The following is a 16,643-nucleotide window of genomic DNA, read 5'->3' as shown; positions in this document are numbered from 1 at the left end:
CGAAGCGATGAGCTCGGCCCATTGTCCAGCGGGCCGAGCTCATCGTCGTATGGAGCCGGTGCGGAAAGCTTGTCCCGCAGCGGGTTTCGCTAACGCAGGGTGACCTGCCGCGAGCGCAGCCCGTCGCGCGAGCGCCGCTCGTCCGAGGTCAGCGGCGCGTCGGAGGCCAACGCGTCGGCGAGTCGAGCACCGAATTCGGTTGCGGGGGTGACCCATTCACTCGGGTGGCGTTCGCGATCCAGATCGAAGACCGGCACCAGCAGGCCGTGCGTGCGGAACGAGCCGGCGAACCGGGAACCGTCGCCCAGGTGCAGTCCGCCCGCGGCGTGTACACGCGCGAGGGCCAGCATCAGGGCATCCTCGTCCTCGGGCCGGACCCAGCGTAGATGCGCCTTCTCCCCGGCATCGACCCACCACGCCGCGCCCACGGATTCGGCGCCGAGAGCCAGCCGGTCCGACGGCATGATCGCCTGATCGGCCTGGTCGATCGTCGCGGCGACCTGCGGATCCGGCGTGACACCCTCCGGGACCCACCACTGGAAGTTCTGGTGGACGGTCAGATCCAGAGACGCCTTGGGGTCGATCACCTCGGTCAGCGGGGGCACCGCGTCCTGGGCGGCCTCGCTTGCCGCGGTGAGCGAGGCGCCGGGTTCGGCGGCCTGCGTCCACAGAATCGCGGCGGCCAGATCGGCGGCCGGATTCTCCGACTGGAACTGCACCTGGGCACCGACGAAACCGGTCGGCTCGTCACCGGCGCGGACCAGGGCGGCGACGGCGCCGGGCAGCACGGTGGCCATGGTCACCGGGCGCTCGGCGGAAACGCCGGCGGCGAGTTCCAGGGTCGCGGTCGCCGATGGAACGAACTCGCGGAGTGCGACCAGGTCGCATTCGGCGGCCAGCCCGGCGAAGGGGCGCGTCACGGCCGAGGCGGCCCGCTGTTGCGCCGCACGACGTTCGGCGAGGCGCTGAGCCCGATTACTGTCGGGCTTGGGACTGTTGCGCTTGCTCTTACCCACGAACGCAGAACCTACAGGTTCCCGCGGCCACCGCCGCGCAGGGGCGCACCGAATCTGCCGCGCAGGGGCGCACCGAATCTGCCGCGCAGGGGCGCACCGAATCCGCCGCGCGGGACGTATCGAGTCGGCCGCCGGTGCCGCCCGGGTGGATCAGATACCGTCCAGCACGGTTTTGGTCCGGCCGGGGTGGTTGGTCGCGACCCAGCTGACGCCCAGCTCCGCGCACAATTCGACATCCTGGGGATCGTCGACGGTCCAGCAGTAGGTGGCGCGGCCGGCGGCCGCGGCCTTGTCGACCAATTCGGGATGTTCGCGCAGGGTTTTCACCGACGGGCCGACCGCGGTGGCACCCACCGTCGTGGCGGCGCTGCCGCCCAGGTAACGCGAGGATTCGCCGAGCAGCACGGTCGGCAGCAGCGGCGCGGCGCGGCGGATGCGCCAAACCGCGGTGGCGGCGAACGACATCACGACCGCCCGGGAATGGTCGGCCGAGGCCGGTGTGGCGATGCCGAAGCGCTGTAATTCGGCCAGCACCTTGTTCTCCACCAGCGCGCCGTAGCGGACCGGATGTTTGGTCTCGATGAACAGTTTGGTCGGCCGGCTACGCCAATCCAGTACCAGCGTGATCAGCTCGCTCAGCGTCAGCACGGGTGCGGGGTTGCCGTCACCGCCGAAGTCGAGTTCACGCAACTCGTCGAGGGTCATCTCGCTGACCAGGCCGGTGCCGGACGAGGTGCGGTCCACGGTGCGGTCGTGCACACAGACCAGGTGACCGTCACGGGTCAGCCGGACATCGCATTCGACACCGTCGGCGCCCTCCTCCAATGCCAGCTCGTAGGCCGCGAGGGTGTGTTCGGGACGGGTCCCCGACGCACCCCGGTGCGCGACCACGAACGGTGCGCGATTGCCCTGGCTCACTTGGCCATGACCTCCTCCTGTTCGACGCGCTCCGCTTCGGTGTGCTCCGCTTCGGTGTGCTCGGCTTCGGTGTGCTCGGCTTCGGTGTTCGGTACTTCGATGTGGTCGCCGGCCGCCCGCTTGCCGGTTTCCGCCGCCGCGACCGGATGGACGGGCTCGATCACCGGCACCGCAGGACCCGTCGCGGGCAACCAGCGCTTGGGCATCCGGATCCGGCCGCGCAGATCACGACCCTCGCACATCCGCAGCACCCACAGCGACAGCACCGCCGCCGCGACCGCGACCAGATCGGTGTAGACCGTGAAGATCACACCGTCGGCTTGGCCCTGCAGCGTATCGGCCGTGCGCCAGAACAGCGAGGCAATCACCATCACACCGTTGAGAACCCAGACACACCACCAGACCCGCACCGCGCGCAGCGTGCGCTGATCACCACCCAGCTGACGGACCAGTTCGGTGAGGAAAACGCCCGGCCAGACCAGATTGACCACCGGAATGAGCCCCCCGCACAGCAGCGCCCGCAGGGAGCGGGGATCGCGGCGGCCGTTGTCGGCATAGGCGCTGCGGCGCGCGCGGACCAGCCAGCCGATCAGGCCCACCGCGGTGACCAGCGCGCAGATCAGCGCGGCGACCGAGGTCGCGTAGACGGTGAGGTCGGAGAAGAACAGCAGCAGCGGCTGGATCAGCCGGGTGCGGTTGCGCAGCAGAATCAGATAGCGGCCGAATTCGGCGACCGCCGAGAGTCCGAACAGGATGACGGTGGCCGGCAGCAGACCGGCGACGCGTTCGGTCAGCCAGTGCAGGACGGCCTGGACCCGGTTCTGCGGCGTGGCGGCGATGTGCGGTGGCCGGTCCTGCAGTCCCCAGCGCGGAATCTCGGTGTAGCGCGGGGTGGCCGGATCGATCACCGAGGCCGGACGCGGACGTTCGCCCCGCGGGCTCCGCCCCGGTGGGCGGGCCACCCAGCGGTAGTTACGCCGTTCCGGAGGCGCGTCGACGGGCGCCGGTGACAGCAGCACACCGCGACAGCGCGGGCACCAGTGCATCGGGGTGCCGTGCACCGCCCAGCGGGCGCCGCACCGGGCGCAGGGTTGCACGACCGTACTCACCGGGCTGCTCCCCCTTCCATCCAGTCGACCTTCATCATCGGGTGTGCGGTTGCGTTCGTGGTGTTCGACGGCTCGTCAGTAGATTTTCGCCTGGTGATCGCCCGAGGCGCTCAGTGGGCGGCCGGCCTGCTGCCAGGCGACCATGCCGCCGACGACCTGGTAGACCTCGAAGCCCGCGTACGCCAGATACTTGGCGACCTCGATCGAGCGCCCGCCGTGCCGGCAGACCACGTAGATCTCGGCGTCGTAGTCCAGTTCGTCCAGGCGTGCGGGCACGTCGACCATTGGAATGTGCAGCGCGGCCGGCGCGTGGCCGAGCTGCCATTCGTCGTCCTCGCGGACATCGAGCAGGATCGCGGACCGGGTGCCGGCGCCGGATCCGGCACCCGCCGACGGTGCGGCGTCGAATTCGGCAGGCAGATCCTGGACCGGCACCGAGGGGATTTCGGAGCTCGTCACAATTGACGATCCTGCCATGTCCCCCGGATCGGCGGGGAGACCCGGCAGTCGATCGCCTGGGTGAACTCCAGGTTTGTTCCAGCCGTCGATATCGTGCCGCACACCCGGGGCAAACTGACCTGTGTATATCTCACCCCAGTTATCCACATAATCCACAACCTCATCCACAGGTTGCGACTTGCGAGACCGGTCGGTTCGCATCAACCGATTCGGGAAAACGGAACCGGGGGCCGCTCCGGGACTCCCCTCCTCGTCCCGGAGCGGCCCCCGCCGCCGCCTGCGGGCCTCTGCGCTGGTCAACGGCGTGTCACCGGCCGCTACGAGAACCCGACACATACTTGGACGGGCGGTCTGACCGATCGGTTCCCTCCCTTCGGCAAAAAAACGACAACACTAGCGAGAAACCGAAATACCGAGCTTGACGGCGGGCAATCGGTAGCCTGACGCTATGGACGCGAGCAGGGCGTTACTCGACACGTTGGAATTGGATACGGCCGGGCTCAACACCGCACTCGCCGAGGCGACCTGCCTCGGACTCGTGGTCGACGCTGCGGACGCACGACTTCGAATCGACTTGGAGGTGCTCACCCTCCCCGTTAACGGTCAGCCCGCCGACGGCCGGGTGTCGCTCACCCTGTCCGGGGTCAGCCGAGTCGCGGCATCCCTGCGCCAGCAGCGCTGGGACGATCTGGAACCGCACATCTTCCCCCTCACCCTCGACACCCTCGGGGATGCCATTGCCGGATTCGGCGGCGGCGCCCTGCACGGCTGGGATTTCATCGACGTCGACGACAGCGGCTGGGCGCTGTGGCGCGAGCTGCTGAGCTTCGACACCACGATCAGCGATCGGACCCCTGCCCACGTCCTGGAGTTCTCCCAGCAGGAGGGAACCGATCCCCGCGAACTGGATGTGCGGGTCTGGTTCGAGGACGTCACCATCGAGACCGCCGACGGAAGTCTGCTCGGTCTCGACGAATTCGTGGCCGGCGCGCGGCGCTGGTGGAAGGCGCACGACTCGTGCGATCCGCGCACCATGCTGCCCGACGTCGCACCGCCGATGTAGGCACGGATCGCGCCGCCGAAGTGGCGGAACCCGGTATCGCCGATCCGCGCGACATGGGCGCCGACATGCGTTCAGCGTGAATAAATCTCCGAACCGGGGCATATCTCGGGCATGCGCCCTCGATCCTGGCCGCGCAGTCGATTTCGGGCCGTGGGAATCTAGGGTGGACCGGACCCGGTTGCATCGAGCGGGTGTACGAATGAAGGTTGGTGTGCTCGACAAGACCGGGTACACGCGCCGACATCATGAGGAAGGGACATCGTGGCTGAGTACACGCTGCCAGATCTGGATTACGACTACGGCGCCTTGGAGCCTCACATCTCCGGGCAGATCAACGAGATTCACCACTCGAAGCATCACGCCGCATACGTCGCCGGCGTCAACACCGCGCTCGAGAAGCTGGAAGCCGCGCGCGAGGCCGAGGACCACGGCGCGATCTTCCTGCACGAGAAGAACCTGGCCTTCCACCTCGGTGGTCACGTGAACCACTCGATCTGGTGGAAGAACCTGTCCCCCAACGGCGGCGACAAGCCGGTCGGGGACCTGGCCGCCGCGATCGACGACCAGTTCGGATCGTTCGACAAGTTCCGCGCGCAGTTCACCGCTGCCGCCAACGGCCTGCAGGGTTCGGGCTGGGCCGTGCTGGGTTACGACACCCTGGGCCAGAAGCTGCTGACCTTCCAGCTGTACGACCAGCAGGCCAACGTGCCGCTCGGCATCATTCCGCTGCTGCAGGTCGACATGTGGGAGCACGCCTTCTACCTGCAGTACAAGAACGTCAAGGCCGACTATGTGAAGGCGTTCTGGAACGTCGTCAACTGGGCCGACGTGCAGGAGCGCTTCGCCAAGGCCGTCACTCAGGGCAAGGGCCTCATCTTCGGCTGATACGCCTCTCCGTCAACTCAGGCCATACCGTCCCGGTATGGCCTGAGTTGCGTCGAGGGCCGTGTTTCGACCGTGTTACCTGCGATTTAGCACTCTCTGGTACTTGTGTGCCAGACATTGTTCGAGTCATTCTCGGGTACTCCTATCGCACGATAGGCCGAGGACGGGCTCGCTCACCGCGGAGCCGCCCCCGTTGACAGTTCGGGAGGCATCCGATGCGTACGAACAATCCGGTTGGGGTCACGCCGTTCCAGGCCCGCGGCCTGCTGCGTGGCTTCGTGATCTCCGGGCGCTGGCCCGATACGACCAAGGAATGGGCGCAACTGCTGGCGCTCGCGGTACGGGTGGCGAGCCTGCCCGGCCTGCTGACCACCACGACGGTCTTCGGAGCGCGCGAAGAACTGCCCGACGACCCGCATCCCGGCACCGTCGGACTGGTGGTTGCCGAGGGGCCGGTATTGGGCGAGGAAGCGATCGAGCCGGGGCGCTTCGCCGATCATGTACCGCCCGCGCTGATGATGTTGCATCCGCCCTCGGAGACGAATCCGTCGCTGCCCGAATGTGTCGGCGCCGCGTCGGGATGCGTTCTCCTGCCGGGCATTCCGCATCTGGGGCTGGCGCACCGGGCGGCGTGGGTGGAGGCCGAACTCGACGGCACGGTCACCTCCATGGTCAGCCGCGTGGGCGTGGACCCGATCTCGGATCCCGATACCGCGGTGCTGGCCATGCTGCTCGCCGCCTGAGGTCCACGACGCCTCGATACCCGTGACACGGCGGTCCGAACGAGGTGCCCAGCCCCGGCGAAATCCCTTCGACGGGTACCCGAAACTTTTCGGCCGCATCGCCAAACTTATTGCGCGCATTGCGATTTCGGAAACAGAGAGTTGGCAGCCGGGTAGGGGTAAGGGTAGGCTGACAGACAGCGAAGGGGAGTAGCCCGCAATCGCATGGTCGACATACTGATCCGCTGGGCGGATCCGGCCATCCGAACCGGTTTTCCGGTGGGCGAGACCTTCGGCCGACGACAGACCGTTCATGCGGCGTCTCGGCTGAGGGCGCCCGTCTTCGGCCGACACGCCGGAGACCTGGGAGCCGATGATGATCGCCGCGATACTACTGAGCTTCGGCGTGCTCTTCGTCGCCGAACTCGGCGACAAATCGCAGCTGATGGCCTTGACCTTCGCTCTGCGCTACCGCTGGTGGATCGTGCTGGGCGGTATCACCGTCGCGAGCGTGCTGGTGAATGTGATCGCCGTCGGCGTCGGACATTTCCTCGGAGCGGCCCTGCCCACCGAATTCATCGCACTCTGCACCGGCATCATCCTGCTGGCGGTCGGCGTGTGGACGCTGTGGGCGGCCCGGCACGAGGAACCCGATCCCGACGAACCAGAGACCACCGGCCCCGCCTCCCCCGGCCGCGCCTTCCTCATCGTGATCTCGTCGTTCCTGCTCGCCGAACTCGGCGACCGAACCATGTTCGCCACCATCGCCCTGGCCTCCAATCACAACTGGGTGGCCGTCTGGGCGGGTTCGGTCGCGGGCATGGTCGCCGCCGGCGGTCTCGCCATCGCTATCGGCATCACGGTCGGCAAGCACATCCCGGAACGAGCGGTCGCCGTCGCTTCCGGCCTACTGTTCCTCTACATCGGTGCCGCTACCCTGCTCGGCGCGATAGCACCGGAGCTGGGCAGACTCGGCGAATACTCGCTCGCGGCGGTGGTGCCGCTGCTCGGCGGTGCGCTGTGGGGCCTGCTCGGGCGCCCGAATCGGCACGACGAGGAGCCGGCGGAACCGCATTCACTGCACGGACGCTGAGCGGCCGGCAACCCGGCCCGGTTCGGCTACCGCCGACAAATCGCGGGCCAGACGGGCCGCGGCCTCGCGCAGTTCCGGCGGCTCCAGGACATCGACCTCGAAACCCAGGCGAACGATGCGGACCGCGAGCCAGTCGAGGTCGTCGCCGGCCACCATCAGTACCGACCAGCCGTCGCGATCGTCTTCGACGCGGCCGACCTGGGGCGGAATCAGGTCGCGCACCCGGGCGGAGTCGGCGTGCACGCGGATTCTGGCGAGGTGTCGGTACGGCGCCTCGGCCACCGATCGCTGCACGTAGCCGACCGGGTCCGGATGGTCGCGCGGGCGGAAACGCCAGGTCGTGGCCCGCACCTCGCGCATGCGGTCGAGTCGGAAGGTGCGCCAGTCGTCGCGGTCGACATCGCGGGCCATCAGATACCAGCGCCGGCCGGTGGTGACCATGCGGACCGGTTCGACGGTGCGTTCGCCGGCGGTCCCGTTGCGGCCGGCATAGTGGAAGCGGACCCGGACGGCGTCGCGGCAGGCGCGGGCGAGGGTCAGCAGCAATTCGGCGTCGATCTCGATTCCCGGACCGGCCATGGTCTCGGTCGCGTCGTGGACCGCCCGCACCTCGGCCCGCAATCTGGGCGGCATCACCTGATCGAGCTTCGTCAGTGCCCGCAGCGCCGCCTCGCCCGCGCCGGCGACAGTTCCTCCGGTGGCCAGACGCAGCGACACCGCGGTGGCGATGGCCTCCTCGTCATCGAGCAGCAACGGCGGCAGCCGCGTACCCGCGCCGAGTTGATATCCCCCGCCGACACCGGCCGTGGCCTGGACGGGATAACCGATCGCGCGCAGACGCTCGACGTCGCGACGCACCGAACGATCGGTGACGCCCAGCTCGGCGGCCAGTTCGGTGGCCGTCCAGGACGGCCGGCGTTGCAGCAGGGCCAGCAGCCGCAACACCCGTTCGGTGGTCGCCTCGGCGGTCATTCGCTCATCGTGGCACAGATCGCGGAAGGAAACTGTCCGCTATTCGCGCGAAGCTGTGCCCATGACCGACTGGAACAACCTGCTGCGCGAGCAGATCGACTGGCACTGGACCCACCAGCTCCGGCCTCGGCTCGACGGGCTCACCGACGACGAGTACAGCTGGGAGCCCGTGCCCGGCTGCTGGAACCTGCACCCGCGCGGCGACGGCGGTGCACCGATCCAAGGTGGTTCCGGCGCGATGACCATCGACTTCGCCTTCCCGCCGCCGGAACCCGCGCCGTTCACGACGATCGCCTGGCGGCTCGGCCATGTGATCGTCGGCGTACTCGCCGTGCGCAACGCCGCGCATTTCGGGCGCGCGGCCACCGACTACTATTCGTTCGAATACGCCGAGACCGCGAACGACGCACTGGCCCAACTCGATTCGGAATATGACACCTGGCTGGGCGGCATCGAATCGCTGGGCGAAGACGGCCTCGACCGTCCGTGCGGTACGGCCGAGGGGCCCTATGCCGAATTCCCGCTCTCGGCACTGGTTTTGCACATCAATCGCGAACTGATCCACCACCTGGCGGAGGTCTGCCTGCTGCGCGACCTCTACCTGCACCGGAACCGACAGGAGGCGAGCTGATGGCCCGCGATGTCCAGATCACCTTCGACTGCGGCGATCCCGCGGCATTGGCCGCGTTCTGGGCCGACGCCCTCGGCTACCGGCTACAGGATCCACCGCCCGGATTCCGGACCTGGGACGAGGCGCTGGCGGCCATGAACGTGCCGCCCGAACGACGCAACGACGCTTCGGCGCTGATCGATCCCGAAGGTGCCGGTCCGCGGCTGTTCTTCCAGCGGGTGCCCGAGGGCAAACAGGCCAAGAACCGCGTACATCTGGATGTGCGGGCGGCCCCGGGCCTGCGCGGCGACGAACGGATGGCGGCCTTGGAGGCCGAGGCCGAGCGGCTCGTATCCCGCGGCGCGACCAGGCGGCAGCGTCACGAACCGGCTCCCCCGCTGGGCAACGGGCATATCGTGATGGCCGATCCGGAGGGCAACGAATTCTGCCTCGACTGAGTCGGCATCCCGTGGTGGTTACCAGGGATCGAAATGCTGCCGCGGATCTGTGCGACCGAGGGCACCGGGGTCGGCGGGCACGCCGCCGAACAGATCGCCGCTGCGGCGGACCAGCTCGAGCATGGGCTCGCGCAACTCACGCAGCCCGTCCAGATCATCGGCCGCCACGTGGGTGGTCACCATGGCGCTGAGTGCGGCCACCATGGTGCGGCACGCGAAGCGCTGCTGATCGGTGCGGGCATCGAGAATGTCGGCGACGAGCGAGACGAACGATTCCTGCAGTTCCGCGCGCCGTGCGATCGCCTTGGGCCCAGCGGCGTAGACCTCGACGAGGAACAGGCGCGCGTAGGCCGGTTCGGAGGCCAGACCGTCGAGGTAGGCGTCGAGCAAGGCGCCGATCGGCGGGTCGGCCGGGCCATCGGGCCGCGAATCGGGCTCGCGCGCAGGATCTGGTACCGATTCGCGGCCGTCAGTGCCGGTCCCGGCGGACCGATCCGACACCGGCGGCAGCACGTCCTGGATGCGCGCGATCAGCAGTTCCACCGCGCGCTCGTAGGCCGCTTCGAAACAATCCTCTTTCGAGCGGAACTGCTCGTAGAAGGTCTCCCGCGACACACCCGCTCGCTTGAGCACCGCCGCGACCGATGTGCCCACATAGCCGTGCGCGGCCATCGCATCCGCCATCGCCGCGAGGATTCGGTCGCGCTGGTCCTGGACGACCGTTTCCCGCGGGATTCCGTGCCGGCCCCGAGGTAGCCGACGGTCCGCGGGGGCCGAGGCGGTCATGTGACTACTCCATCGATAGATCGCGTACCGGTTCGCAAACGAAACTAGCTGGTTGTCTTCCATTCTGCGCGGTGCCGGCTCCGCACGCGGCGCACCCCCGGCTGTGACGGCACCCACGCCCGATATGGTGCTGTTGACGGAAGGCCAGTACCCATCGGGCCGTCACTAACGAGAGGACCAAACACCGTGGAGATTTCGGGCTCCGCCGCGATCATCACCGGAGCTGCGTCCGGTCTGGGCGCCGCGACCGCAAAACGCTTCGCCGACCAGGGTGCGACCGTATTCGGTCTCGATCTGGCTCAGTCGATCGAACGGGCCGGCGACAGCGTCCCCGCCGGTGTCACCCTGATCCCGACCGACGTGACCAGCAACGACGAGGTCGCCGCCGCGGTGGCGAAGGTCGTCGAATCCGGTGTGCCGCCGCGCATCGTGGTCAACTGCGCCGGTGTGGGCTGGGCGGGACGCATCCTGTCCAAGAACGGCCCGCACGATCTCGAGCTGTTCCGGACGGTGATCACCGTGAATCTGCTGGGCACCTTCAACGTGATGCGCCTGGCCGCCGACGCCATCTCCAAGACCGAGCCGGTCGACGAGTACGGCCAGCGCGGCGTCGTAATCAACACCGCGTCGGTGGCGGCGTTCGAGGGGCAGATCGGCCAGATCGCCTACTCCGCCTCCAAGGGCGGCGTCGCCGGCATGACCGTTCCGGCCGCGCGCGACCTGGCCCAATTCGGCATTCGCGTCAACACCATCGCTCCCGGCATCATCGACACCCCGATGCTGGCCGGCGTCACCGAGGAGTACCGCAAGGGCCTCGAGGCCGGTGTGCCCTTCCCGTCGCGCCTGGGCCGTCCGGACGAGTACGCCCAGCTCGCGCAGTACATCACCGAGCACGACTACCTGAACGGCGAGACCTTCCGCATGGACGGTGCGCTGCGCATGGCGCCGCGCTGACACTGGGTCGTGGGGGCTTCGCCCCCACACCCCCCAGCCCGACACCAGGACTCGGGCCCGGTCCCGGTAGGACACTGCGCCGCGCCCGGCACGGCCTTCGGGCGCGCGGTCCGAACGAGGCGAACTCGTCCGATTCGCATGGCTCAGGCGCCGAAAAAGGTAAGCTCGCACGGGCTTCCGGGCGAGCCTTACCTTACTTCCGGCGGTGCGGTCAGACGGTCTGCGTGAGCCGGTCCGCCAGCAGTTGGGCGAAGTGGGCCGGATCCTTCAATTCGCCGCCTTCGGCGAGAATCGCTGTGCCATAGAGCAATTCGGCGGTAGCGGCCAATTCTTCGGACTTCTCGGCCGTGTCCTTGCTCGCGGAGTACGCATCGCGCAGCCCGGTGACCAGCGGGTGGTCCGGGTTGAGTTCCAGAATGCGCTTGGATTCCGGGAGGGCCTGGCCGGACGCGCGGTACATGCGCTCGAGCTGCGGGGTGAAGTCGAAGACATCGCCGACGACACAAGCCGGAGAGGTGGTCAGGCGGGAGGACAGGCGGACCTCCTTGACGCTGTCGCTCAGCGTCTCCTGCAGCCACTTCAGCACATCGCCGAAATCCTTCTCCTGCTGCTCACGCAGCTGTTCGGAGGCCTTCTTCTCCTCCTCGGTCTCCAGATCGACCTCGCCCTTGGCGATCGACTGGAACGGCTTGCCGTCGAAGTCCGGCACCGAGCCGACCCACATTTCGTCGACCGGATCGGTCAGGATCAGCACCTCGAGGCCCTTGGCCTTGAATGCCTCCATATGCGGCGAATTCTCGATCTGCTGCCGGGATTCGCCGGTCATGTAGTAGATCTTGTCCTGGCCCTCGGCCATGCGCTCCACGTACTGCGCGAGCGTGGTGGGCTCGGAATCCGAGTGCGTCGAGGCGAAAGACGAGACCTGCAGGATGGTTTCGCGGTTGTCGAAGTCGGAGAGCAGGCCCTCCTTGAGAACTCGGCCGAATTCGTTCCAGAAGGTCTGGTACTTCGACTCTTTCGCGGCATCGCCGTCGCCGGATTCGGCCGATTCGGCGCTCTGCAGATCCTTGATCGTCGACAGCACCTTGCGCACCAGGCGCTTGCGGATCATCTGGATCTGCCGGTCCTGCTGCAGAATCTCGCGCGAGACGTTGAGCGACAGATCCTGCGCATCCACCACGCCCTTGACGAAGCGCAGATACTCCGGCATCAGCTCTTCGCAGTTGTCCATGATGAACACGCGGCGCACGTACAACTGCACTCCGCGCTTGTGCTCGCGCATGAACAGATCGAACGGCGCGTGCGACGGGATGAACAGCAGCGCCTGATATTCGAACGTGCCCTCGGCCTTGAGCGGAATGACCTCCAACGGGTCGTCCCAGGCGTGCGAGACGTGCTTGTAGAACTCCTTGTACTCCTCGTCGGAGACGTCGCTGCGCGGGCGCGTCCACAGCGCCTTCTGCGAATTGAGCGTCTGGTCCTCGAGGATCGTCTTCTCGGTCTTCTCCTCGCCCTCACCCTCGGTGACGGTGCGCTCCACTTGCATTCGAATGGGCCAGGAGATGAAGTCCGAGTACTTCTTGACGATCTCGCGGAGCTTCCACTCCTGCGTGTAATCGAAGAGGTGATCGTCCTCGTCGGCGGACTTCAGGTGCAGCGAGACCGCGGTGCCCTGAGGCGCGTCGTCGAGGGTTTCGATGGTGTAGGTCGAGCTGCCGGCCGTGGACTCCCAGCGGGTGCCCTCGGACTCACCCGCGCGGCGGGTGGTCAGCGTGACCTTGTCGGCCACCATGAACGTCGAGTAGAAGCCGATACCGAACTGGCCGATGAGGTCCGCGGGAGCGGAGCCTGCGGAGCGACCCGAAGAATCGGCGGCGGCTCCTTTCATTTCCAACAGCTGGCGCCGCAGTTCGGCGGTGCCGGACTTGGCCAGGGTGCCGATGAGATCGACCACCTCGGCGCGCGACATGCCGATGCCGTTGTCGCGGACGGTCAGCACCCGGGCGTCCTTGTCGACCTCGAGTTCGATATGCAGATCCGAGGTGTCGACCTCGAGATCCTTGTCCCGGAACGACTCGAGCCGCAGCTTGTCCAGCGCGTCGGAGGCGTTCGAGATCAATTCCCGCAGGAAAGTGTCCTTGTTCGAGTAGACCGAGTGGATCATCAGTTCCAGAAGCTGATGGGTCTCGGCCTGAAACTCCAGTTGTTCGACGTTATCGGTCACGTGCAGATATTACGACGGATCGCGGGTGGCTCGCGAAAGTCGGTCATCGCGGGAACCTCGGCATCGGCGCTGTGCGCGCGGGGTTGCGCGGGCGCCATCCATTCCCGCAGCACCTGAGTCGCGCGCACATCGTCCTCGTTGTATTCCAGCAGCCGGGTGCGCTGCGACAGATCGGGCGCACCGTCGTAGCCGACCGCCAGGCGATACCAGCTCATCGACGCCTCGCCGCCGGCCTCGGGGTCGCGCCAGCCGAATCCGGCGACCGGAGCGATCTTCTTGAGTCCCTTGCCGTTCGGGCAGATGAACTGCTCCGACACCGCCTGGAACATATCCACCCACTGCGGGCTGTCGACGAAGGCGCGGATCTCGTCCTCGGTGGGAACCCCGGGCCGTCCGGCGAAGCGGCGCGCCGATTCGTAGAGCCACTTGTCCTCGGCGGTGCGTGAGTAGCAGTAGGCGGCGAACGTCTTACCCGCCGCGGCCGCGTCGGCGCGTACCGCCATCAACCAGGTCCAGAATTCGGCGAACGAGCGGGCCTCGTCGGCGGTCGGCAGCGGGTCCCAGGTGAAGAAGGGGCGATACACACCGTCGAGCAGGGTGCCCCACAGGTAGGCGCCGTATTCCTGGTAGCTCTCCAGGTCGACGTCGACCTCGACGTCGGCCCGGGTGACCCGCACCCGATCCACGCGGCGAACCAGCGGCGCGCCCGAGATCCAGGCGCGCGCGGTCACCACGGTCTCGGCGAACGGCTCGTACTGCCAGTCCTCGGGTTCGTCCGCGCTCCACTCGGCCAGGTCGTCGATGGTCTGCACGCCGTGGCGGCGCAGCAGTTCGGCGCGGGAACCGGGTGCGACGAGGCTGACGTCGCGATGGGCCGCCAGCCAGCCCTCACAGCTCACCGCGGGCGGTTCGGTGATACCCGTTCGCTCGACGATCGGCGCCCGGGTCCACCACGGGCACTGCCGGCATTCCGGCACCTTCGACGGCACGGTCGGCAGCTCCCCGCGCACCACCGCGATGCGGTCGGCGTAACGCCGGTCGTACTCGTCGAGCACCGGGCCCAGATCGTGCACCAGGATCCGGTCGAAGTGATAGCCGATCGCCCCGCCGACCAGGGCGGGACTGGCCAGCCCGTGCCGCTGCAACATCCGGTAGAGATGGGCCAGCCGCTGCTGGTCTCGCGGTTGGGTGCGGACTCGGACGTGCCGGTCGGGGCGCGGATCCCAGTGGTACAGGCCGGAGGTGGTGGGGTGGAAATCGGCCGGATCGGGCTGGCGCGGATCGGTCACCTTGTGGTTGACCACGATGATCGGGATATAGCCGCCCCGATCGGTGTCGCGCAGCAGGATCTCGCAGCCGCCGCGACGGCCGGTATCGGACTCCTGCGGCAGCAACGCACCCCAAATGCGCTGCGCTCCTTCCGAACACGCGCGCAGCGTGGCCTCGGCGCGGCCGCTCGCGTGCTGGTCCGGATCGATGATCACCCACGCCTGCGGATCGGCGGCGACGAGTGTGTCGCGGACCTTCGAGCGATGCGCGGTGGCGGCGTCACGGCGCTGTTTGACCCCCGCGTCCTCGGGCACCCCGAGCAGCCGTTCCGGATGGGTGGCGTCCAGATGCAGCCGATGCCGGCATCCGACCAGTGCGCGCGCGTCGACGTAGGCGATTCGCGGCGGATTCTCGCCGGCCTCGGCGGGTGCCGAGATATTCGCCGTATCAACCGAAACCTGCTGCGCCCGTTCCACTTCGGCGGGCACTACGACGGTTCGGCGAGCAGCAGCCCGCCGCTCGTCGCCTCCGCCGTCTTCCTCGCGACCGTCCCGGTCGCCGCTGCCCGAATACACGTAAGCAGTATGGTCCCTACCTCCGACACTCCCGCGAACCGCCTGCGTGCCGGGTGTACGCGGGCCGCTACCTCGGCACTCGCGCGGCCCGGGCTCGGATCGCCACGCAACCGAACCGCGGACCGGCCGCCGCGGCGGCGCCCTCGGGTCCGCATCCCGCTACAGTTGGCGCAAACCGTGTGGCATGTGGGTATATCAGCATGACGGAACTTCGTGACGGAGGGCTTTCGATGGGGTTGTTCACCAAGCGCAAGCGGCGTGCGGACCGCAAAGCCGAGGCGAAAGCCCTCAAGCACAAGGCCGCGATGGAGGCCAAGCTCGGCGCCCGCAACGAACGCAAACGCCAGCGCGCCGAACTCCGCACCCAGCGCGAGGTGGCGAAGGCTCAGATCGCGACCTTGAAGGCAGAGGAGAAGGCAGCCCTCAAGACCGCCGAACGCGCCGACCGCGAACTGCTCACCGCGAGTCAGGTGAAGAAGTATCTGGGCGTGGCGCGCGTGCTGGTGCCGGTGCTGGCGCCGCTGGCCTACCGGGCCGCCACTTTCATCCGCGGTCAGATCGACACCCGCCGCGCCCATCGGCTGGGTATCGGCATCGGCGAACTGGGCGACTTCACCGGCCACGGCGCCCGTCTGCAGGCCCGCATCACCGGTGTCGAATCGACCCTGGCCGGTATCGAGAACTCCGGTGACAAGAGCGGCGAGACGCAGAAGTTCGTGGCCGCCACCCGCGACCGGCTCGCCAGCCTGTCCGCTGCCGTGCGCACCGCCGAGCAGATGCCCACGCCGCGCCGGCGTGCGGTGCACAACTCCATTTCGCACGAACTGTCCGGCGTCGAAGCCGATATCCTCGCGCGCCTCGGCGTGCACTGACCGACCGTTTCGCCATGCTGCATCGTGCCCGGCCCGCGACCGGATCCCCGCCTTCCCGGCGAGCGGTCCGGCGGCCGGGCATCGATGGGCTGCGGGGCGGGCTGGTCGGTGGGGCGGTGGTGGTCCTCGCGGTGGCCGCGCACGGATGGGCCGACGGCGGCTATCCCGGCTCGGCGACGCTGGCGCTGCTGCTGCTGAGCGCGGCGGCCACCGGAACCTTCGCGTCGATGCTGCCGTCCACCGGCGGTGCACGTGGCCGGACCGGCGTCCTGGCGGCACTCGGTGGCGGGCAGGCGGTTTCGCATATCACGCTGAGCCTGTTGCCCACCCATCGACCCGGTGAAACATCGTGCGGGAGCGGCCTTTCCGGCCTGATCTCGGTCTTCCCGAGCAGCTGGATGACACTGGCGCACACGCTCGCCACCGTGGTGTGTGCGGTGCTGATCGTGGCCGTGGAACGGCTGTATGCCGCTGTCTCCCGATCGGTCCGGGCCGTCACCACCCGCCCGCGACCGCCGGTCGATCTCGCCACGCCCCGGTGGCGGACCTCCGCACGGCAACCGTGGCAGCAATGGCGCGCCGGCGCCCTCGGCTCCCGCGCACCCCCGGTACTCGCCTGAACCGATCCTCCATCACAGGCAATTCCTCAGGCATTTCG

17 protein-coding genes are annotated in these 16,643 nt (G+C 68.1%); 9 read left to right on the top strand and 8 right to left on the bottom strand.

Translation table 11 applies throughout. The annotated features are described in order from the left end of the window. Window positions 1-89: 89 nt before the first annotated feature. The 4 genes from C5E41_RS27200 to C5E41_RS27185 form a co-directional block, all read right to left on the bottom strand. The gene (locus C5E41_RS27200; RefSeq protein ID WP_104378587.1) at window positions 90-1,016 is read right to left on the bottom strand and encodes a DUF5926 family protein; all 927 of its coding nucleotides are present in this window, start codon (window positions 1,014-1,016) and stop codon (window positions 90-92) included. Between the two features lie 150 nt (window positions 1,017-1,166). Further along, window positions 1,167-1,934, bottom strand: coding sequence for a glycerophosphodiester phosphodiesterase (locus C5E41_RS27195; protein WP_104378586.1), 768 nt, complete (start codon window positions 1,932-1,934; stop codon window positions 1,167-1,169). After that, window positions 1,931-3,043 carry a DUF4328 domain-containing protein gene (locus C5E41_RS27190; RefSeq protein ID WP_258081288.1) on the bottom strand — a complete coding sequence of 371 codons (1,113 nt, stop codon included), beginning with the start codon at window positions 3,041-3,043 and terminating at the stop codon, window positions 1,931-1,933. The genes C5E41_RS27195 and C5E41_RS27190 overlap by 4 nt, the downstream gene beginning before the upstream one ends. Window positions 3,044-3,118: 75 nt before the next feature. After that, window positions 3,119-3,502 (bottom strand): rhodanese-like domain-containing protein, encoded by a 384-nt coding sequence (locus C5E41_RS27185; protein ID WP_258081287.1) that lies wholly within the window; start codon window positions 3,500-3,502, stop codon window positions 3,119-3,121. A gap of 448 nt (window positions 3,503-3,950) precedes the next feature. Here C5E41_RS27185 and C5E41_RS27180 point away from each other — a divergent pair, with 448 nt between their 5' ends. The 4 genes from C5E41_RS27180 to C5E41_RS27165 all read left to right on the top strand — a co-directional run bounded on the left by C5E41_RS27180 (window position 3,951) and on the right by C5E41_RS27165 (window position 7,265). Continuing rightward, window positions 3,951-4,565, top strand: a complete 615-nt coding sequence (locus C5E41_RS27180; RefSeq protein ID WP_104378584.1) for a hypothetical protein — start codon at window positions 3,951-3,953, stop codon at window positions 4,563-4,565. 261 nt (window positions 4,566-4,826) lie between these two features. Further along, complete coding sequence (locus C5E41_RS27175) at window positions 4,827-5,450, top strand: superoxide dismutase (RefSeq protein ID WP_104378583.1); 624 nt, start codon at window positions 4,827-4,829, stop codon at window positions 5,448-5,450. Window positions 5,451-5,665: 215 nt separating this feature from the next. Continuing rightward, window positions 5,666-6,193, top strand: coding sequence for a peptidase (locus C5E41_RS27170; RefSeq protein ID WP_104378582.1), 528 nt, complete (start codon window positions 5,666-5,668; stop codon window positions 6,191-6,193). A 355-nt stretch (window positions 6,194-6,548) separates the two neighbouring features. Continuing rightward, complete coding sequence (locus tag C5E41_RS27165; protein ID WP_104378621.1) at window positions 6,549-7,265, top strand: TMEM165/GDT1 family protein; 717 nt, start codon at window positions 6,549-6,551, stop codon at window positions 7,263-7,265. Here C5E41_RS27165 and C5E41_RS27160 read toward each other — a convergent pair. Then, window positions 7,248-8,237, bottom strand: a complete 990-nt coding sequence (locus tag C5E41_RS27160) for a helix-turn-helix transcriptional regulator (RefSeq protein ID WP_104378581.1) — start codon at window positions 8,235-8,237, stop codon at window positions 7,248-7,250. The two genes, C5E41_RS27165 and C5E41_RS27160, sit on opposite strands and share 18 nt — an antisense overlap. Before the next feature lie 61 nt (window positions 8,238-8,298). On the opposite strand from C5E41_RS27160, the gene C5E41_RS27155 reads away from it, so the two are divergent. Together C5E41_RS27155 and C5E41_RS27150 are read left to right on the top strand one after the other, a co-directional pair. Next, window positions 8,299-8,868, top strand: a complete 570-nt coding sequence (locus C5E41_RS27155; RefSeq protein ID WP_104378580.1) for a DinB family protein — start codon at window positions 8,299-8,301, stop codon at window positions 8,866-8,868. After that, entirely contained in the window at window positions 8,868-9,305 is a 438-nt protein-coding gene (locus C5E41_RS27150) for a VOC family protein (protein ID WP_104378579.1), read from the top strand. Before C5E41_RS27155 ends, C5E41_RS27150 begins: the two co-directional genes overlap by 1 nt. Before the next feature lie 18 nt (window positions 9,306-9,323). Here the strand turns inward: C5E41_RS27150 and C5E41_RS27145 are convergent, their stop codons facing one another. After that, window positions 9,324-10,091 (bottom strand): TetR/AcrR family transcriptional regulator, encoded by a 768-nt coding sequence (locus C5E41_RS27145; RefSeq protein WP_104378578.1) that lies wholly within the window; start codon window positions 10,089-10,091, stop codon window positions 9,324-9,326. A gap of 186 nt (window positions 10,092-10,277) precedes the next feature. On the opposite strand from C5E41_RS27145, the gene C5E41_RS27140 reads away from it, so the two are divergent. Then, on the top strand, window positions 10,278-11,045 hold the full coding sequence (locus C5E41_RS27140) for an SDR family NAD(P)-dependent oxidoreductase (protein ID WP_030516743.1): 768 nt from the start codon (window positions 10,278-10,280) through the stop codon (window positions 11,043-11,045). A gap of 211 nt (window positions 11,046-11,256) precedes the next feature. Here C5E41_RS27140 and htpG read toward each other — a convergent pair whose 3' ends face one another. After that, on the bottom strand, window positions 11,257-13,269 hold the full coding sequence (gene htpG / locus C5E41_RS27135) for a molecular chaperone HtpG (RefSeq protein ID WP_104378577.1): 2,013 nt from the start codon (window positions 13,267-13,269) through the stop codon (window positions 11,257-11,259). Continuing rightward, on the bottom strand, window positions 13,266-14,936 hold the full coding sequence (locus C5E41_RS27130; RefSeq protein WP_104378620.1) for a TM0106 family RecB-like putative nuclease: 1,671 nt from the start codon (window positions 14,934-14,936) through the stop codon (window positions 13,266-13,268). Before C5E41_RS27130 ends, htpG begins: the two co-directional genes overlap by 4 nt. Window positions 14,937-15,343: 407 nt before the next feature. Here C5E41_RS27130 and C5E41_RS27125 point away from each other — a divergent pair, with 407 nt between their 5' ends. Further along, the gene (locus C5E41_RS27125) at window positions 15,344-15,985 is read left to right on the top strand and encodes a DUF6474 family protein (protein ID WP_104378576.1); all 642 of its coding nucleotides are present in this window, start codon (window positions 15,344-15,346) and stop codon (window positions 15,983-15,985) included. A 14-nt stretch (window positions 15,986-15,999) separates the two neighbouring features. Continuing rightward, entirely contained in the window at window positions 16,000-16,605 is a 606-nt protein-coding gene (locus C5E41_RS27120; RefSeq protein ID WP_104378575.1) for a hypothetical protein, read from the top strand. Window positions 16,606-16,643: the final 38 nt, after the last annotated feature.

Origin of the sequence: Nocardia nova, from assembly GCF_002933465.1 — a bacterium.
GTDB lineage: Bacteria > Actinomycetota > Actinomycetes > Mycobacteriales > Mycobacteriaceae > Nocardia > Nocardia nova_B.
Note: the sequence above shows the minus strand (reverse complement) of the source record. Positions and strands in the feature narration are given on the sequence as shown.